The 18,609-nt window shown below is 60.6% G+C and carries 17 protein-coding genes; 9 read left to right on the plus strand and 8 right to left on the minus strand.

Going from position 1 to position 18,609, the window contains the following annotated elements; all coding sequences use genetic code 11:
- Nucleotides 1–2: 2 nt before the first annotated feature.
- Genes EV674_RS04850 through EV674_RS04860 form a run of 3 tightly spaced genes read right to left on the minus strand, consistent with a single transcriptional unit; the run spans nt 3 to nt 1,872 of the window.
- Nucleotides 3–845, minus strand: a complete 843-nt coding sequence (locus EV674_RS04850) for a DUF3106 domain-containing protein (RefSeq protein ID WP_119012259.1) — start codon at nt 843–845, stop codon at nt 3–5.
- Between the two features lie 17 nt (nt 846–862).
- The gene (locus EV674_RS04855; RefSeq protein ID WP_119012260.1) at nt 863–1,306 is read right to left on the minus strand and encodes a DUF3619 family protein; all 444 of its coding nucleotides are present in this window, start codon (nt 1,304–1,306) and stop codon (nt 863–865) included.
- The gene (locus EV674_RS04860) at nt 1,303–1,872 is read right to left on the minus strand and encodes an RNA polymerase sigma factor (protein ID WP_119012261.1); all 570 of its coding nucleotides are present in this window, start codon (nt 1,870–1,872) and stop codon (nt 1,303–1,305) included. Before EV674_RS04860 ends, EV674_RS04855 begins: the two co-directional genes overlap by 4 nt.
- A gap of 275 nt (nt 1,873–2,147) precedes the next feature.
- Here EV674_RS04860 and EV674_RS04865 point away from each other — a divergent pair, with 275 nt between their 5' ends.
- From EV674_RS04865 to pbpG, 6 genes are all read left to right on the plus strand, one after another.
- Nucleotides 2,148–3,926, plus strand: coding sequence for an acetolactate synthase 3 catalytic subunit (locus tag EV674_RS04865; protein WP_119012262.1), 1,779 nt, complete (start codon nt 2,148–2,150; stop codon nt 3,924–3,926).
- A gap of 140 nt (nt 3,927–4,066) precedes the next feature.
- The gene (ilvN, locus tag EV674_RS04870; RefSeq protein WP_119012263.1) at nt 4,067–4,558 is read left to right on the plus strand and encodes an acetolactate synthase small subunit; all 492 of its coding nucleotides are present in this window, start codon (nt 4,067–4,069) and stop codon (nt 4,556–4,558) included.
- Nucleotides 4,559–4,611: 53 nt separating this feature from the next.
- Complete coding sequence (ilvC, locus tag EV674_RS04875; RefSeq protein WP_119012264.1) at nt 4,612–5,628, plus strand: ketol-acid reductoisomerase; 1,017 nt, start codon at nt 4,612–4,614, stop codon at nt 5,626–5,628.
- Between the two features lie 176 nt (nt 5,629–5,804).
- On the plus strand, nt 5,805–6,641 hold the full coding sequence (gene pssA, locus EV674_RS04880) for a CDP-diacylglycerol--serine O-phosphatidyltransferase (RefSeq protein ID WP_119012265.1): 837 nt from the start codon (nt 5,805–5,807) through the stop codon (nt 6,639–6,641).
- 214 nt (nt 6,642–6,855) lie between these two features.
- On the plus strand, nt 6,856–8,394 hold the full coding sequence (locus EV674_RS04885; protein ID WP_119012266.1) for a 2-isopropylmalate synthase: 1,539 nt from the start codon (nt 6,856–6,858) through the stop codon (nt 8,392–8,394).
- 154 nt (nt 8,395–8,548) lie between these two features.
- Nucleotides 8,549–9,661 carry a D-alanyl-D-alanine endopeptidase gene (gene pbpG / locus EV674_RS04890; RefSeq protein WP_119012267.1) on the plus strand — a complete coding sequence of 371 codons (1,113 nt, stop codon included), beginning with the start codon at nt 8,549–8,551 and terminating at the stop codon, nt 9,659–9,661.
- Nucleotides 9,662–9,697: 36 nt separating this feature from the next.
- Here the strand turns inward: pbpG and EV674_RS04895 are convergent, their stop codons facing one another.
- The 3 genes from EV674_RS04895 to aat are packed head-to-tail and all read right to left on the minus strand — an operon-like array spanning nt 9,698 to nt 12,061.
- Nucleotides 9,698–10,498, minus strand: a complete 801-nt coding sequence (locus EV674_RS04895) for an IclR family transcriptional regulator (RefSeq protein WP_119012329.1) — start codon at nt 10,496–10,498, stop codon at nt 9,698–9,700.
- A 58-nt stretch (nt 10,499–10,556) separates the two neighbouring features.
- Entirely contained in the window at nt 10,557–11,309 is a 753-nt protein-coding gene (locus EV674_RS04900) for an arginyltransferase (RefSeq protein ID WP_119012268.1), read from the minus strand.
- The gene (gene aat, locus EV674_RS04905) at nt 11,306–12,061 is read right to left on the minus strand and encodes a leucyl/phenylalanyl-tRNA--protein transferase (RefSeq protein ID WP_119012269.1); all 756 of its coding nucleotides are present in this window, start codon (nt 12,059–12,061) and stop codon (nt 11,306–11,308) included. The genes EV674_RS04900 and aat overlap by 4 nt, the downstream gene beginning before the upstream one ends.
- A gap of 156 nt (nt 12,062–12,217) precedes the next feature.
- On the opposite strand from aat, the gene phaR reads away from it, so the two are divergent.
- The gene (gene phaR, locus EV674_RS04910) at nt 12,218–12,784 is read left to right on the plus strand and encodes a polyhydroxyalkanoate synthesis repressor PhaR (protein ID WP_119012270.1); all 567 of its coding nucleotides are present in this window, start codon (nt 12,218–12,220) and stop codon (nt 12,782–12,784) included.
- Nucleotides 12,785–12,827: 43 nt separating this feature from the next.
- The gene (gene rimO / locus EV674_RS04915; RefSeq protein WP_119012271.1) at nt 12,828–14,219 is read left to right on the plus strand and encodes a 30S ribosomal protein S12 methylthiotransferase RimO; all 1,392 of its coding nucleotides are present in this window, start codon (nt 12,828–12,830) and stop codon (nt 14,217–14,219) included.
- 244 nt (nt 14,220–14,463) lie between these two features.
- Here rimO and efp read toward each other — a convergent pair whose 3' ends face one another.
- Nucleotides 14,464–15,018 carry an elongation factor P gene (efp, locus tag EV674_RS04920; RefSeq protein WP_056642658.1) on the minus strand — a complete coding sequence of 185 codons (555 nt, stop codon included), beginning with the start codon at nt 15,016–15,018 and terminating at the stop codon, nt 14,464–14,466.
- A gap of 139 nt (nt 15,019–15,157) precedes the next feature.
- Nucleotides 15,158–16,354, minus strand: a complete 1,197-nt coding sequence (gene earP, locus EV674_RS04925; protein WP_119012330.1) for an elongation factor P maturation arginine rhamnosyltransferase EarP — start codon at nt 16,352–16,354, stop codon at nt 15,158–15,160.
- Nucleotides 16,355–16,447: 93 nt separating this feature from the next.
- Between earP and uvrC the strand changes: the two genes are divergently transcribed.
- Nucleotides 16,448–18,565, plus strand: a complete 2,118-nt coding sequence (uvrC, locus tag EV674_RS04930) for an excinuclease ABC subunit UvrC (protein ID WP_119012272.1) — start codon at nt 16,448–16,450, stop codon at nt 18,563–18,565.
- Nucleotides 18,566–18,609: the final 44 nt, after the last annotated feature.

Raw genomic sequence — 18,609 nt, forward strand, 5'->3', positions numbered from 1 at the left:
AGTCAGTGGAAATTAGGCGAATCGGGCTCGGAGGGAGGCGGTAGCTCCGCAGGGGCAGAACCCGATGGTAATGGGGGCAGTGGCAGTGGCGTAGCGATAGGGACAGAAATCGGTACGGTTTCAACCACGATGGGTTCTGCCGTGTGTGTGCGTGTGTCCGTGGCTGGCTGGGATGGTGCAGTGCGCGCTATACGGCTGGGCGGGGGAGGAATTTTGGGGGGGTTCAGCGGATTGGCATCGCTGGCAGTGGCCGCGGGCACCTGGGCCAGTTTGCGTGCAGGCACAGGTCGCAGCGCTGTGGCAGCCCCCGTAGGACGGGGGGTAGCGCCCGCAGCCAAACGCTTTTTTTCTTCGCTGCTCAAGGCTTGGTAAGCCTCCCACTGCGCACGTTTGTTGTCGGGAGCCAGTTTGTTGGCAGTTGCGAAATTCAGACGCGCCTGGTTGCGCTGCTGCGCACTGAGATTGGCCCATTCGGTCATGCGCTCATGCAGCTTGGCTTGCTCGGGGGCAGGCAAACTGGCGAAACTTTGTGCCAACACCAGCCAACGGCGTTTTTGCAGCTCACTCAGAAAAGACCAGCGCTCTGCCAATGGGCGCAGCGCCAGTTTTTGTGCCGCCGTGAGTTCCATCCAGCCGGGGCCAGAGGCGGGGACGGCTGCATCTGTGGGACGCATATCGTTGGTGGCTTGCTTGCTGGTCAGGGCCCCTACAGGCAGCACGGTGCCAGGGGCCATGCGTACTTGCTGCAAGACTTGCCAGCCACACAGGGTCAGCGCACCCAGCAGCACCAAGGCTGCGCAGATGCTGGGGCTAAAGCGGGAGGGGGCGGAGTCCAGTACGTGCATGCAGGCGTGCGCAGTTGTCAGTGGTTTTGTGTGCCGCCTGCTTTGAGGAATTGCACAAATCCAGGGTCTGCGTAGGCTGCGGGCGGCAAATCATCGGTGAGCAAGGCGGCATCCACTTCGGCTACTTCTGCCGTGCTGTATGCGTCTTGCGAAAAGTTGATGACCACCAGACCCACCATCAGTGCCATGGCCGGAACTGCGCCTAGCAGGGAGCGCCACCAGCCACTGCCACCGCCCAGCCAGCCCAGCGCGGCGCTGGCGCCTGTTTGCACCACTGTAGGTGCCGTCTGGTGTACTGGAACGGCTTTTTTGCGTTGGGCCAGTGCCTGTACGCGCGCCGCCCGCAGGCGCTCCGAAATATCGTGGGGTAGCTCTCCTGTGCTGTCGTCCAGGCGCGCAGCCAAGCGGCGTGCATAGACGTCGCAGGCAGATTCGTGGGGGTGCGATTGCAAAGTGTTCATGGTTCTATTCCTTTGGCCTTCAGGGCTTTGCTGAGGGCTTGGACGGCGCGAAAGCAATGGGTTTTGACACTGCCCTCAGAGCAACCCATGGCGGCTGCGGTTTCAGCCACGTCCATCTCTTCCCAATAACGCATCAAAAACGCCTCCCGTTGACGTGGAGGCAGTGCCTGGATTTCTATTTCAATATCGCGCAACGTTTGACTGCGCCGGGCCAAGTCTTCAGCGCTTTGGGCGCGCTCGCCATCGTCAGGCCCTGCCCATGCTTCCAGCAGGTCGAAGTCGCCGGCATCGTCACCGGGCGCTTCAAAGTCACTGAGGTGGGAAAACAGGGCGTTGTGCCTTTTTTGGCGCCTAAACCAGTCCAGCGTGCAGTTGGACAAAATGCGCTGAAACAGCATTGGCAGCTCGTTGGCGGGTTTGTCGCCGTAATGCTCCGACAGTTTCATCATGCTTTCCTGCACGATGTCCAAAGCCGCTTCCTCGTTGCGCACGTGGTAATACGAACGCTTGAACGCGCGTTTTTCCACGCTTTTAAGGAAATCGGAAAGTTCTTGTTCGGTAGCCAAGAGGTGTCGCTGAAAGAGGTCGTCTGGCGCGCGGCGGGCCTGGGGCGCACAAGCACGGGATTATCGCACCGGGATGGCTTTTTTTGGCGCCCGTCCCATATTCGTATGTTGCAGTGCGATAATCCGCGCCGTACATCAAAAAAGCAAACGGGTCACGGTCCGGCGGGGCACTCTTCTCGTCCATGGCCTTGGTCTCAAGTTCCAAGCCGGCTTCACAAGAGTTCGCGCAAGGAGCACCGAAGGTTTTTCGTTAGAGAAATTCACAAAGGTTCATCATGGAAATCACCAAAGCGGAAATCTCTTCCGCGGCTGCTGCTCAAAACGCATCCAATACCCCCGAGCTCATGGGCTCCGAGATTCTCGTCAAGTCGTTGCAGGCTGAAGGCGTGCAGTACATCTGGGGTTACCCCGGCGGCGCAGTCCTCTACATCTACGACGCCATTTATAAGCAAGACACCATCCAGCACGTGCTGGTGCGCCACGAGCAGGCAGCGGTGCATGCTGCCGATGGTTTTGCCCGCGCCACTGGCGAGGTGGGCGTGGCCCTGGTGACTTCTGGCCCCGGCCTGACCAACGCCGTCACCGGCATAGCCACCGCTTACAGCGACAGCATCCCGATGGTCATCATCTCGGGCCAGGTGGCCACGGCAGCCATTGGCTCCGATGCCTTCCAAGAGTGCGATACCGTGGGCATCACCCGCCCCATCGTCAAGCACAACTTCCTGGTCAAGGATGTGCGTGACATGGCCGACATCATGAAAAAAGCCTTCCACATTGCCCGCACCGGTCGCCCCGGCCCGGTGGTGGTGGATGTGCCCAAGGATGTGTCGTTCAACAAGACCGCCTACCATGGTTACCCGGAATCGGTCGCCATGCGCTCGTACAACCCGGTGCGCAAGGGGCACGGTGGCCAGATTCGCAAGGCACTGCAATTGCTGCTGAATGCCAAGCGCCCCTACATTTACACCGGCGGTGGTGTGTTGCTGGGCAATGCCTGCAACGAACTGCGCACGCTGGTCGATATGCTGGGCTACCCGGTCACGAATACCTTGATGGGGCTGGGTGCTTACCCCGCCACCGACAAGAAGTTCCTGGGCATGCTGGGCATGCACGGCACCGTCGAGGCCAACTACGCCATGCAGCATTGCGATGTGCTGTTGGCCGTGGGCGCCCGCTTTGACGACCGCGTGATTGGCAACCCCAAGCACTTTGCCTCGGTGGAGCGCAAGATCATCCACATCGATATCGACCCCTCCAGCATCGCCAAGCGCGTGAAGGTGGATGTGCCGATTGTGGGCGACGTGAAAGACGTGCTGACCGAACTGATCACCATGATCAAGGAGGGCCAGCAGCGCCCTGATGCCCAGGCTCTGGGTGCCTGGTGGGACACCATCGAAGGCTGGCGCGTCAAGGATTGCCTGGCTTACGACCGCGCCAACACTGAGGTCATCAAGCCGCAAGCTGTGGTTGAAACCCTGTGGAACATGACCAAGGACGATGACTGCTACATCACCTCGGACGTGGGCCAGCACCAGATGTTTGCCGCGCAGTTCTACAAGTTCAACGAGCCGCGCCGCTGGATCAACTCGGGTGGCCTGGGCACCATGGGCGTGGGCCTGCCGTATGCGATGGGCATCAAGCTGGCCAAGCCGCAGGCCGATTGCTGGTGTATCACCGGCGAAGGCTCCATCCAGATGAACATCCAGGAGCTGTCCACCTGCCAGCAGTACGGTACGCACGTCAAAGTGATTTCGCTGAATAACCGCTACCTGGGCATGGTGCGCCAGTGGCAAGAGCTGATCTACCAAGGCCGCTACAGCCACAGCTACATGGATGCGCTGCCCAACTTCGTCAAACTGGCCGAGGCCTACGGCCACGTCGGCATGCTGATTGAGCGCCCTGAAGACGTGGAGCCCGCCCTGCGCGAGGCCCGTGCCATCAAGGACCGCACCGTGTTCATGGACTTCCGCACCGACCCGACCGAAAACGTCTGGCCCATGGTGGAGGCGGGCAAGGGCATTACCGAAATGCTGCTGGGTTCGGAAGAGCTTTAAGCTAAATCGGCCTCCAGCGCTTATCTAGTAAGCGCTAGCAGCTATCATTTTGATAGTTATTTTTTAGACGAATCTATTGCCTGCCAAGCCCGCTGTTTACCGGCAGCGGGGGAGGGCAGCAAAAAGAGGAATCCATTGCCATGAAACACATCATTGCCGTCCTGCTCGAAAACGAACCTGGCGCGCTGTCGCGCGTGGTGGGCCTGTTTTCGGCCCGTGGTTACAACATCGAGTCGCTGACCGTTGCGCCCACCGAAGACCCCTCGCTGTCGCGCATGACCATCCAGACCACTGGCTCGGATGACGTGATCGAACAGATCACCAAGCACCTCAACCGCCTGATCGAAGTGGTCAAGGTGGTCGATCTGACCGAAGGCGCCTACACCGAGCGCGAGCTGATGATGGTCAAGGTGCGCGCTGTGGGCAAGGAGCGCGAAGAGATGAAGCGCATGGCCGACATTTTCCGTGGCCGCATCATCGACGTGACCGACAAGAGCTACACCGTCGAATTGACCGGCGACCAGAGCAAAAACGATGCTTTCCTGCAAGCGCTGGACCGCACCGCCATTCTGGAAACCGTGCGCACCGGCGCCAGCGGCATTGGCCGTGGCGAGCGCATCCTGCGCGTGTGAGTTGTGCCTGTTTTGACTTTCCGTTTTTAACGATTTAACCCCCTGGAGCCAACATGAAAGTTTTCTACGATAAAGACTGTGACCTGAGCCTGATCAAGGGCAAGACCGTGGCCATCATCGGTTACGGCAGCCAAGGCCATGCCCACGCCCAGAACCTGAACGAAAGCGGCGTGAAAGTCGTGGTCGGTCTGCGCAAAGGTGGCGCTTCCTGGGACAAGGTCGCCAAGGCTGGCCTGACCGTGATGGAAGTCAACGATGCCGTCAAAGCCGCTGACCTGGTCATGATCCTCTTGCCCGATGAGAACATCCCCGAGGTGTACAACAACAACGTCGCCCCGAACATCAAGCAAGGCGCTACGCTGGCTTTTGCCCACGGTTTCAACGTGCACTACAACCAGGTGGTGCCCCGCGCCGATCTGGACGTGGTCATGGTCGCCCCCAAGGGCCCTGGCCACACCGTGCGTTCCGAATACCTCAAAGGCGGCGGCGTGCCCACGCTGATCGCGGTGTACCAGGATAAGTCCGGCAAGGCCCGTGACCTGGCCCTGTCCTACGCTTCGGCCAACGGCGGCGGCAAGGGCGGCATCATCGAAACCAACTTCAAGGAAGAAACCGAAACCGACCTGTTCGGCGAACAAGCCGTGCTGTGCGGCGGTGCCGTCGAGCTGGTGAAGATGGGTTTCGAGACCCTGACCGAAGCTGGCTACGCCCCTGAAATGGCCTACTTCGAATGCCTGCACGAGCTGAAGTTGATTGTTGACCTGATGTACGAAGGCGGCATTGCCAACATGAACTACTCCATCTCCAACAACGCGGAGTATGGCGAGTACGTGACCGGCACTGAAGTCATCAACGACAAATCGCGCGAAGCCATGCGCGCTGCCCTGAAGCGCATCCAGACCGGCGAATACGCCAAGATGTTCATCTTGGAAGGTAAGACCAACTACCCGAGCATGACGGCCCGCCGCCGCCTGAACGCCGAGCACCAGATCGAAGTGGTGGGCGAGAAGCTGCGCGCCATGATGCCCTGGATCGCCAAGAACAAGCTGGTGGACCAAACCCGCAACTGATCCGGGCTGCTTGCTGTCCTGATTGCCAAAGGCCACTTCGGTGGCCTTTTTCATTGGCCGACGTGCCCTTGCGCGGCGCTACACTGCGATCTGCCTCCAGCACCGACTGGTGGGTTAAGATACTATGATTTTTATAGCTGCTCGCGCACGATGGACGTGCGCTGGAGGTCAATTTGATGCATGACGGCAATGGAGCCAAAGACGTCCCTGAGGTTCTGGTGCGCAAGCGCCGCAAAGGGATTTACATCTTGCCCAACCTGTTCACCCTGGCGGCGCTGTTTGGGGGGTTTTATGCGATTGTCATGGCCGTCGACGGGCGTTTTGACATGGCTGCTATCGGTGTGTTTTGTGCCATGGTGCTCGACAGCCTCGATGGCCGCGTGGCTCGCATGACCAACACGCAAAGCGCTTTTGGCGAGCAAATGGACTCACTGTCCGATATGGTGTCTTTTGGCGCGGCGCCTGCGCTCATCGCTTACGTCTGGGCGCTCAAGGATTTGGGGCGCTGGGGCTGGATTGCTGCTTTTGTGTATTGCGCTTGTGCGGCGCTGCGTCTGGCGCGTTTCAATGTCAACACCGGGGTGGTGGACAAGCGTTACTTTCAGGGGTTGCCATCGCCGGCGGCGGCCGCGCTGGTGGCTGGTTTGATCTGGCTCATGAGCGAACTGGGCGTGCACCGGGGGGCTGATGCCGCCTGGCTGACGTGGCGGCAGATTGCCTGGGTCATGTTTGGATTTACGTTGTACGCCGGCCTGACCATGGTGACCAATGTGCCGTTTTACAGCTTCAAAGATGTGCAGATGAAGAAAAGCGTGCCTTTTGTCGTGATTGTGCTGATCGCACTGGGTATTGCGGTGATCAACATCCATCCGCCGATTGCCTTGTTCGGGGTGTTTGTGCTGTACGGCCTCAGTGGTTACGGCGTGTACGCCTGGCGCAAGGCCAAGGGGGTGCAAACCAGCGTCATCAGTACGTCCACGGATGAACCCGACGAGCGGGGGCTGCACAAGTAAGCAGTGCGGCACTGCAGCAACTGTGCTACATTGGAACGCATGAAAACGTTTGCTCTGGCCCTACTGCTATCTTCCTTCGGGCGGAGGCAGTAAGGCGCGTGCGCACACTTTTTCCTCAAAGGCCCGTATGCACCCGCAACGGGCCTTTTTGTTTTGGGCACCAGAATTTTTGACCTTGCGGGCAACCCGTTAACAAAACACCAGGAGAAAACACATGGCCGACCAATTGATCATTTTCGATACCACCTTGCGCGATGGCGAGCAGTCACCCGGTGCGTCGATGACCAAAGACGAGAAGTTGCGCATTGCCCGCCAGTTGGAACGCTTGAAGGTGGACGTGATCGAGGCAGGTTTTGCTGCCAGCTCCAACGGCGACTTTGATGCCGTGCAGTTGATTGCCAACCACATCAAGGATTCCACCATCTGCTCGCTGTCGCGCGCCAACGACCGCGACATTGCACGTGCTGCCGAGGCTTTGCAAGGTGCCAACCGGGCACGCATCCACACTTTCATTGCCACCTCGGCGTTGCACATGGAGAAAAAGCTGCGCATGACGCCCGAACAGGTGCTGGAGCAAGCCAAGCAATCGGTACGTTTTGCCCGCAACCTCTGTGGCGATATTGAGTTCAGCCCTGAAGATGGCTACCGCAGCGATCCGGATTTTTTGTGCCGCGTGATCGAGGCGGTGATTGCTGAAGGCGCCACTACCATCAACGTGCCCGACACGGTGGGTTACGCCGTTCCCGAGTTGTACGGCAATTTCATCAAAACTTTGCGTGAACGTGTGCCCAACAGCGACAAGGCCATCTGGTCGGTGCATTGCCACAACGACTTGGGCATGGCGGTGGCCAACTCGTTGGCTGGGGTCAAGATTGGAGGTGCGCGCCAAATTGAATGCACGATCAATGGTCTGGGTGAGCGCGCTGGCAATTGCGCCCTGGAAGAAGTGGTCATGGCTGTCAAAACGCGGCGCGATTATTTCAACCTTGATCTGAATATTGACCCCCAGCACATCGTTGCTGCCAGCCGCATGGTCAGCCAGATCACCGGGTTTGTGGTGCAGCCCAACAAAGCGGTGGTGGGAGCCAACGCCTTTGCCCATGCCAGCGGTATTCACCAGGACGGCGTGCTCAAGGCGCGCGACACCTACGAAATCATGCGCGCCGAGGATGTGGGTTGGAGCAACAACAAGATTGTGCTGGGCAAGCTCAGCGGTCGCAATGCGTTCAAGCAGCGCTTGCAAGAGCTGGGGGTGAGTCTGGACAGTGAGGCTGAAATCAACTCTGCCTTCGCACGTTTCAAAGAGCTGGCCGATCGTAAAAGCGACATTTTTGACGAAGACATTCTGGCGTTGGTCAATGACGAGAGTGTGAGCGCGGAGAAGGAGCAGTACGGTTTTGTTTCGTTGTCGCAGCACAGCGAAACGGGCGAGATGCCGCACGCCTGTGTGGTTTTCACCGTGGGTGGTAAAGAGGTGAAAGCGGAGTCGGTTGGCAATGGGCCGGTGGATGCATCCCTCAAAGCCATTGAATCCCATGTGCAAAGCGGCGCCGAAATGGTGCTGTATTCGGTCAACGCTATCAGTGGCTCCACGGAGAGCCAAGGGGAAGTGACCGTGCGCTTGCAAAACAGCGGTCGGGTGGTCAATGGTGTGGGCGCTGATCCCGATATCGTGGTGGCCTCGGCCAAGGCTTACCTCAGTGCGCTCAACAAGCTGCACAGCAAGGCCGATCGTGTGGCCGCGCAGGGTTGAAAGCGCTTAGGTCACTACAGTAAGTGTCGTGTCAATCGGGGTTTCAGCCCTATAATTTGACACAATCGATTCAAAAGTCAGGTGAGGCATAAGCCTCACCTGACTTTTTGATTGCAATACATTGACACATTTTGCCGTTTGGAGACACGTCGTGATGCTCCGCCGTCCTAACGCAGTGCTGCGTTCTTTCTTTCAAGCATTGACCATCGGTGTGCTGGGTTTGGCGATTTCGCTGCCCACTGCGCATGCGGCAGAGCGCAAAAAATCGCCTTCCAAAAAACAACAGGTCAGTTCTGCTGCGGCCAAGCAAGCCAAGCGCACGCCCGTGCGTGTGGTTGCGCGTAAAGCCGCTGTTGGTGTCAAGGCTTCGCGTGTTGCTGCGGCCAGTGCCAGAACCCCCGTGCGCGCGGTGGCTGCTGCGGCGGCGGTGGAGCCAGCCCGGCTTTCGTTTGGTGAGCTGGCAGGTTTGCACAAGGTCAGTGATCCGCTTGATCTCAAATCGAGTGTGGCCTTGGTGATTGATCAAGATACACACGAAGTTCTGCTCAGCAAAAACGACCATGCGGTCTTGCCCATTGCATCGCTGACCAAGCTCATGACGGGGTTGCTCATCATGCAAGCGCGTTTGTCGATGGATGAGCACATCACCATTACCCAGGATGACGTTGATACAGAAAAAGGCAGTCGGTCACGCCTGATGGTAGGAACTACGCTGACCCGTCGGGAGATGCTGCATCTTGCGCTGATGTCGAGTGAAAACCGTGCTGCCCATGCGCTGGGGCGCACCTATCCTGGCGGGTTGGCCGTATTTGTCAACCAGATGAATGCCAAGGCGCGCGCTTTGGGCATGATGGACACCCGTTTTGTGGAGCCTACCGGACTGTCCAGCAACAACCAGTCCAGTGCGCGTGATCTGGCTGTGCTGGTGAACGTTGCGCACAGCGATCCTATATTGCGTGAGTTTTCCACTTCGCCCGGCTACGAGGTGGCGGTGGGCAGCAGAACATTGCAATACAACAACACCAACCGTTTGGTAAAGAGCCCTTCGTGGGACATTGGCTTGCAGAAAACCGGCTATATCTCTGAGGCAGGACGTTGCCTGGTGATGCAGACGCAAATTTCCGGGCGCAAGCTGATCATGGTGTTCTTGGACTCTGCTGGAAAATTCAGCCGTCTGGGAGATGCTGAGCGAGTACGCAATTGGGTGGAGTCTATGCCCGCACTGCGCTCCACCGTGTCTCAAGCGCAGATGCGCAGCGCCAACTGACACAATACCAAAGCTGCGCTGTGCCGCAGCTTTGGTTTATCGCAATTGGGTGGGGGCGCCAGGGCCGGGATAGCCCAGTGCCAGTGAAATTTCGTTGGCTGTTGCCTGTAGTTTAGAGAGCCAGCCTTCGTCCAGCCTGTCTGCAGGGGCTGAGATCGAGAGTCCTGCCACCAGCTTGCCTTGGTCGTCGTAAACGCCCGCAGCCATACAACGAACACCCAGCTCAAGCTCCTCGTTGTCCCGGGCTACGCCATGTTGGCGTGCCTTGGCCAGTTCGCGCTCCAGTGTCGGCAATTGTGTGATGCTGTTGCGGGTGTGGCCTGCGAGGCCGGTGCGCATGGCGTAATTGCGCACATGTTGGGGGTCGTCTGCTGCCAGAAAAAGCTTGCCGGTGGAGGTCAGGTGCAGTGGTGCACGGCCACCAATGGCGCGCACCACCTGCATGCCAGATCGCTCGCTGTAAGCGCGTTCGACATAGATAATTTCATCGCCCTGGCGCATGCTCAGGTTAACGGGCTGCTGTATCAGTTTGTGCAGATCGCGCATGGGCGCCAGGGCCGCATCGCGCACGCTCAGCCGCGCTTTGACCAAATTGCCCAGTTCCAGCAGGCGCATGCCCAGTCGGTAGCTGCCGGCTTCCGGCCTGTCCACAAAGCGCCCTGTGGCCAAATCGTTGAGGATGCGGTGGGTGGTCGAGGGGTGCAGGCCTGTTCTTTCGCTGATTTCTTTCAGCGATACCGCTTCTTCTTTGGAGGCCAGCACATCGATCAGTGCAAAGATACGTTCAATGACCTGAACGCTGGGTTTATGGTGAATTCCGGGATCTGTTTTTTTCATGGGCAACGAACTCGCACAGCGTTCGTGCATTTTATAGAGTGAAATTGCATGGGGTGGGCTAAAAGCCGGTAGCGTGGGAAACCCGTTTCCATTGCTGCTGGTGCAGCACTTCATGCGGGAGGTAAGAGGCCTTGTAGCTCATTTTGGGGCTGGCCTGTATCCAGTAGCCCAGGTACACATGCGCCAGGCCCAGCGCACGCACCTGCTCAATTTGCCACAGCACGCCGTAGGTGCCATAGCTACAGTGGGTTTCAGGCTCGTAAAAGGTATAGACCGCAGACAGCCCGTCGTCCAGCAAATCAAGGATGGAAACCATTTTGAGGATGCCGTGAGGGTGGTTGTCGCTGGGCTGGCGAAACTCCACCAACCGTGTATTGACCCGGCTTTGCAATAAAAACTGCGTGTATTGGTCAATGCTGTCGTGGTCCATGCCGCCGCCTGCATGGCGACCGTTCTGGTAGCGCAGATACAGCTGGTAATGCTCTGGCACAAAGCAAGGGTTCATCACCCGGGTTTGCAAGGTGTTGTGGCGTGCCCAGGCGCGCCGCTGGCTGCGGTCTGGTGTGAACTCTTGCGCCAATACGCGCAGCGGTGTGCAAGCATCACAGCCGTCGCAATAAGGACGGTACGTGAACATGCCACTGCGCCGAAAGCCCTGCTGTACCAGGCTGGTGAAGTTATCGCTGCACACCAGATGCCCTGGCGTTGCCACCTGTGAGCGGGCCTGGCGCTCCGGGAGGTAGCTGCACTGGTAGGGGGCGGTGGCGTAAAACTGGAGTTTTTGGGGGGGGAGGTCGTTGAGTTGCGTCATGCCGCAATGGCTTCAGGAGGCAAAAGCGCGTTCCAGTATACGGGGTCAAATTGCCACCGCAGTGGTGGCTGGCTGCGCGTTTGCCGCACATGCTGCAAAAAGAGGTCGCGCGCAATTTCACGGGCGCCCAGAGACGCCAGATGCCGTGTGTTTTGCTGGCAATCGATGAGTGTGACGCCCTGCTGTCGGCACAGACACACCAGCGCGGCCAGCGCAATCTTGGAAGCATCGGTCTGGTGCGCGAACATGGATTCGCCAAACACTGCCCGGCCTATTCCCACGCAATACAACCCGCCCACCAAACGGCCATCGATCCAGGTTTCCACGCTGTGGGCATGGCCTGCGGCATGGAATGCGGCGTAAGCCTGGATAACGCCGGGAACAATCCAGGTGCCGTCCTGGCCTGGGCGAGCGGTGTTGGCACAGGCACGCATCACCTCCTCAAAGGCACTGTCCACGCGGATTTCGCAACCACGCTGGGCGCGAAACTTCAGCAGCGTGCGGCGCAAAGAGCGGTGCAATCGAAACTCCTGAGGGCGCAGCACCATACGCGGGTCGGGGCTCCACCATAAAACCGGCTGGCCTGTGCCAAACCACGGAAAAATCCCCTCGCTGTAGGCACGTTGCAGGTGTTCTGCATCCAGGTGATGGCCCGCTGCGAGCAGGCCCGGTGCGGGATCTTCCGGGCCCCAGGCCAATGTGGCGGATGGAAACGGGTCTTGGGGCTCCAGCCAGTGCAGGTGGGGGGGCATTGATTTACCGGGTAGTCACAGCGCCTGCATTGTCTTTCAGAACGTGTCTGCCGGGGTGCAGGCTTGTGGGGTGCGGCTTGGCGGCTCGTTGCGCTGGAGGGTAATTCCGTGCCTGTGCCCAAGGCGGGCACCCTAAAATCTGTTGCGACGCAATCAATGAATGGGCCACTGCCCGAGGAGCCAGTAGTGCAAGACCCCCAAACGGTGCCCGTGACCAAAGCGGCGCAGCGTGTGATCAAGAAATACCCCAACCGCCGCCTCTACGACACCGCGACATCGACGTACATCACCTTGTCCCAGGTCAAGCAACTGGTCATGGAGCGCCAGCCGCTGGTGGTACGCGATGCCAAAACTGGCGAAGACATCACGCGCAGCATCTTGCTGCAAATCATTCTGGAAGAGGAGGCCGGCGGCGCGCCACTGTTCACCGAGGCGGTGCTGGCCAACATCATCCGCGCCTATGGCCACGCCATGCAGGGCTTCATGGGCAACTACCTGGAAAAAAACGTGCAGGTCTTCACCGACATGCAAACCAAGTTGGCTGAGCAATCGCAAACCATGACCCCCGAAATCTGGGCCCAGTTCATGAGCGCGCAGTCGCCCATGCTGCAAGGTCTGATGGGCAACTACGCCGAGCAGTCGCGCAGCATGGTGACCCAGATGCAGGAAAAAATGCAAAAGCAAACCGAGCAGATGCTGGGTGTGCTGGGCCTCAAGCGCTGACCCTGCGCGTGCCCCGGGGGGCCAATGCTGGGACAATACGCCCATGATTGAAGCCCCCACTCCCACCAAAATACCCAAAATCGGGTTCGTGTCACTTGGATGCCCCAAGGCGCTCACCGACTCCGAATTGATCCTCACGCAGCTCAGCGCCGAGGGTTACCAAACCTCCAAAACCTTTGACGGTGCCGATTTGGTCATCGTCAATACCTGCGGCTTCATCGACGACGCCGTGCGCGAAAGTCTGGACACCATCGGCGAGGCCCTGGCCGAAAATGGCAAGGTCATCGTCACCGGCTGCCTGGGCGCGCGCGCGGGCGAGGGCGGTGGCAATCTGGTGCGTGAGATGCACCCCAGCGTGCTTGCCGTCACCGGGCCGCACGCCACGCAAGAAGTGATGGACGCCGTCCACCAGAACCTGCCCAAGCCGCACGACCCCTTCATCGACCTGGTGCCCGGCAGCTTTGGCGTGGCCGGTATCAAGCTCACGCCCAAGCACTACGCCTACCTGAAAATCAGCGAGGGCTGCAACCACCGCTGCACCTTCTGCATCATCCCGTCCATGCGCGGCGACTTGGTATCGCGCCCGGTGGGTGATGTGCTCTCCGAGGCCAAGGCGCTGTTCGAGGGCGGCGTCAAAGAGCTGCTGGTGATCAGCCAGGACACCTCGGCCTATGGCGTGGACGTGAAGTACCGCACCGGCTTCTGGGACGGCAAACCCGTCAAGACGCGCATGCTTGAACTCGTGCAGACGCTGGGTGAAATCGCCGCACCCTACGGCGCTTGGGTGCGCCTGCACTACGTGTACCCGTACCCCAGTGTGGACGAGGTGATTCCGTTGATGGCCCAGGGCCTGGTGCTGCCCTACCTGGACGTGCCGTTCCAGCACAGCCACCCCGATGTGTTGAAGCGCATGAAGCGCCCGGCCAGCGGCGAAAAGAACCTGGAGCGCATCCAGCGCTGGCGCGAGGCCTGCCCCGACATCGTCATCCGCAGCACCTTCATCGCCGGTTTTCCGGGCGAGACGGAAGAAGAATTCCAGCACCTGCTCGACTTCCTGCGCGAGGCGCAAATCGACCGCGCAGGCTGCTTTGCCTACAGCGATGTCAACGGCGCCGCTGCCAACGAGCTGCCCGGCATGCTGCCCCTGGAAGTGCGTGAGGAGCGCCGCGCGCGCTTCATGGCCGTGGCCGAAGAGGTGTCGATTGCCAAGCTGCAACGCCGCGTGGGCGCCACCATGCAGGTGCTGATCGACTCGGCGCCCGGCCTGGGGCGCAAGGGCGGCGTGGGCCGCAGTTACGCCGATGCCCCCGAGATTGACGGTACCGTGCAACTGCTGCCACCCGAGAAAATCAGCAAGCAGCTCAAGGTGGGCGAGTTCACCCGGGCGCGCATCGTCGGCGTGCGCGGCCACGATCTGGTGGCGCAGCCCATTTGAGGCGCGCTCGGTGCTTCAGGTGCTTCAAAAAAGTGAGCTGCTTGCGCACATGCGGCGCAGTTTTTACAGTGTTTTGATACTGAAAACCTTTCGCAGTCAGCGCGAGCAGCTATCTTTTTGATACCGACCGCCGAGAGCACCGTGCGATACAACGGGCGCCGCGCCCACAAAAAAAGGCTTCCCTGGGGAAGCCTTTTTGCTGGGGGTGTCTGCACCGCAGCCAGCGGCACGCGGCCCGTGGGCATTACACGCGCTTGCGGTATTCGCCGGTGCGGGTGTCGATTTCGATCTTGTCGCCTTGGCTGACGAACAGGGGCACGGGCACTTCAAAGCCGGTAGCGATCTTGGCGGGCTTGAGCACCTTGCCGGACGTGTCGCCCTTGACGGCGGGCTCAGTCCAGGTGATTTCGCGCTCCACGCTGGTGGGCAGTTCGACCGAGATGGCCTTGCCGTCGTAGAACACCACTTCCACGGTCATGCCGTCTTCGAGGTAGTTCAGCGAGTCGCCCATGTTTTCGGCTTCGACTTCGTACTGGTTGTACTCCGTGTCCATGCAGACATACATCGGGTCGGCAAAGTAAGAGTAGGTGCACTCTTTCTTGTCGAGGATCACGTTGTCGATCTTGTCGTCGGCCTTGAACACGACTTCGGTGCCGAAGTTGCCGATCAGGCTTTTCAGCTTCATGCGCACGGTGGCGGCGCCGCGGCCACCACGGGCGTATTCGGTCTTCAGGACGACCATGGGGTCTTTGCCGTGCATGATGACGTTGCCGGCGCGGATTTCTTGAGCGATTTTCATAGCATTTGCTGGGGGTTGGGCCGCTCTATGCGAGGGCGGGACGCCGGTGGGCGACCTGTGCCGGTGCATGTTCCGCGGCAGGGATGCGCGCTGCCGGTGCAAACATTGCAATCGGCGCTTTTGCGCAAAGCCCGCCATTTTAGCGTTTCTGCTCGCACCACCCCATGAGCTGGCTGACCAAATCGCTTTGCGCCAGCAGCCGGGTGCGTGCCGCCTGTATGCAAACGGCCCATTCGTGCAGCGTGGCGTCGTCCAGCGATGGCAGTGGCAGGGCTTCTATGCCGTTCCAGGCGGCGTGGAACTGGCGCAGCGAGGGCGGTGCCTGCAACCAGTCGAGAAACGCTTGCAGCTTGTCGTGGTGGGCGTTGTCGTCTTGCGGGTAAATCTGCCAGACCAGCGCTTGCCCGGCCCACAGTGCGCGCACGAGCGAGTCCTCGCCGCGCACCAGGTTCAGGTCGCAGGCCCAGAGCATCTCGTCGAATGCGCTGTGTGGCACGGGTGGTAGATATGAAATTGATAGCTGGTTGCGCTTGTCTGGCGGGGCCTGGAGGCTGTTTTGGTGCTTTATTTGCGCTAACGCGGCTTGCGTGGCTGCTGTGGCCCGACCGGGCGTGACCAGCAGGCGGGTGGGGTGGTCGGCCTGTGCGCATTGGGCCAGCAGCGCGGGCAGGGCCGGTGGCTCGTAGCAGAACAGCGAAATCCAGCGCCCATGCGCTGGCGCTGGGTTGGCCGCTGTGCTGCATTCGGCCACATGCGCGTGGCGCCAGGCGCTGCGGTCAAACTGCGCCTGGCGCGCCAGCAGATCGGTCTCGCGCAACAGGCCGCCCGTGGCCGGGGTGAAGCCGGGGTAGAAAAACCACTTCGTCCAGCCCGCCGCCGGGCCGTGCAGCACGGGCGAGGGCAGGGCATGGCAGCGCTCGACATACGATTCGGCGGACAGGTATTCCAGGTTGATCCATACAGGTTTTTGGCCTCTGACGCCCGCCTGTATTGCGCAAGCAGCTATGAAATCAGGAGTAATTTCGCAGCCAAAGGCTTCGACCAGCACGTCGGTGGGTGCATCGTGCGCTGCCAGAGCGCCGCCCCAGGCGCGCACCTGCACGCCCGGGCAGCCTTGCGGCGCCATCCAGTGCAGTGCAGAGGCGTCGTCAGTCCACAGGCGCACCTGCTGGCCGCGCTGGGCCAAGTCCTGTGCCAGGCGCCAGCACACGCCGATGTCGCCATAGTTGTCGATCACGCGGCAAAAAATGTCCCATTGGCGGGGCGGAATCGGGGTGGGTGCGCTGGCGCTGGCAATAGCCAAAGGTGTGGAAGGTGCAGTGGGTACAGTGCTCATGCGCGGATTGTCCATGCCGCTGCCGTGTCGATGCGCCACCCCGCTGCCGGGGCACTGGCACGGTGCAGGCGCGCAAATTTGCACAATAGCGCCATGTCTGAATCGCACTCTGAAGAATTGCTCGCCCAAGTGGCTGCGTTGCCCGCGCTGCCCGGCGTTTACCGCTACTTTGACGCCCAGGGCGCGCTGTTGTACGTGGGCAAGGCGCTGCACCTCAAGCGGCGCGTGTCCAGTTACTTCCAGAAAAACCACGGCGGCACCCGCATTGGCCACATGGTCAGCAAAATCGCCCGGCTGGAGACCACGGTGGTGCGATCAGAGGCCGAGGCGCTGCTGCTGGAGAACAACCTCATCAAGTCGTTGCAGCCCAAATACAACATCCTGTTCCGCGACGACAAGAGCTATCCCTACCTGAAAATCACCGGCTTGGCCGCCCAGGATGGCACCAGTAGCGTGCCCACGCAGGCCTTTGCCCGCATCGCCTACTACCGGGGCGCAGTGGACAAACACCACCGCTACTTCGGCCCTTACCCCAACGGCTGGGCGGTGAAAGAGACGATTTTGCTTCTGCAAAAAGTGTTTCGCCTGCGTACCTGCGAAGACACGGTGTTTGCCAACCGCACACGGCCCTGCCTGCTCTACCAGATCAAGCGCTGCACGGCGCCTTGTGTGGGGCTGATTTCCGGGCCCGCCTATGCGCAGGATGTGGCGCACGCGCAGGCCCTGCTGCGCGGCGAAACCCAAGACCTGCTCAAAGAGCTGGAGGCGCGGATGATGGCGCACTCCGAGCGGCTGGAGTTTGAGCAGGCGGCCGAGCTGCGCAACCAGATCACGGCGCTGGCGCGTGTGCTGCACCAGCAATCGATAGAAACGGTGTCGGACAAGGATGTGGACATCCTGGCCGTCAAGGTGCAGGGCGGACGCGCCTGCGTCAACCTGGCCATGGTGCGCGGCGGGCGCCATTTGGGCGACCGGGCGTACTTCCCGGTACACATCGAAGACGCCCAGGCCCTGTTTCAGCCCGAGGCCGACGGCGCGGAGGCGGGGCAGGGCGATGCTTCGGACGCGGGTCCGGGCCACAGTGAGGGGCAAAACCAAGGCGAGGGCCAGGGCTACGGTGACAGCGAAAGTGAAGGTGCTGAGGGGCTTGACCGCGCAGGCCACCCGGCGCTGCCCGCCCCGGCCATAGAAGCCCGGGTGCTGGAGGCCTTTATCGCCCAGCACTATTTGGGCGTGCCAGTGCCGCCCGTGCTGGTGGCCAGCGCGCCCGTCAGCAAAGCCTTGCTGGACGCACTGAGTGCGCAACAGGGCGTGCGCATTAACCTGGTGCAGCAGCCGCGCGAACAGCGCCGCGCCTGGCTGGAGATGGCGCAAAAAAACGCCGATTTGCAACTGGCCCGCCTGCTGGCCGAGGAGGGTTCCCAGCAGGCGCGTACCCGTGCGCTGGCACAGGCGCTGGATTTACCGCAAGACGACCTCGACAGCCTGAGCATCGAGTGCTTCGACATCTCGCACACGGCGGGCGAGGCCACGCAGGCCTCGTGCGTGGTGTTCCACCACCACAAAATGCAGGCCAGCGAATACCGCCGTTTCAACATCGACGGCATTACCGGCGGCGATGATTACGCTGCCATGCGCCAGGTGCTACAGCGCCGCTACAGCAAGGTGGCCGAGGCCCAGCGCGAGGCCGGTGGTATCGATTTTGGCGCCGCTGCGCCCGATGCAGCGGGCGCCGCGTCTGCATCGCCCAAAGGCCAAGCGCGCTTGCCCGATCTGGTGCTGGTCGATGGCGGTGTTGGCCAGGTGGCCGTGGCGCGCGAGGTGTTCGTGCAGCTGGGGCTGGATGTATCGCGCATCGTGGGCGTGGAAAAAGGCGAAGGCCGCAAAGTAGGGCTGGAGGAGCTGGTCTTTGCCGATGGGCGCGAAAAGGTCTATCTGGGCGCAGACAGTGCCGCGCTGATGCTGGTGGCGCAGATTCGCGACGAGGCGCACCGCTTTGCCATCACCGGCATGCGCGCAGCACGCGCCAAGGTGCGCGTGGGCGGTGGGCAGCTGCAAGAGATTGCGGGCATTGGCCCCAAAAAGCGTGCCCGCCTGTTGCAGCGCTTTGGCGGGGTGCGCGGCGTGGCAGCGGCCAGCGTGGAGGATTTGATGACGGTGGAAGGCATATCGCACGCCTTGGCGCAAGAGGTTTACCGCGCCTTGCGCTGAGCGCTGGCAGCGTGCAAGCCTTTCAAGCGCGTTGGCCGTGACAC

The organism is Simplicispira metamorpha (assembly GCF_004341365.1).
GTDB lineage: Bacteria > Pseudomonadota > Gammaproteobacteria > Burkholderiales > Burkholderiaceae_C > Simplicispira > Simplicispira metamorpha.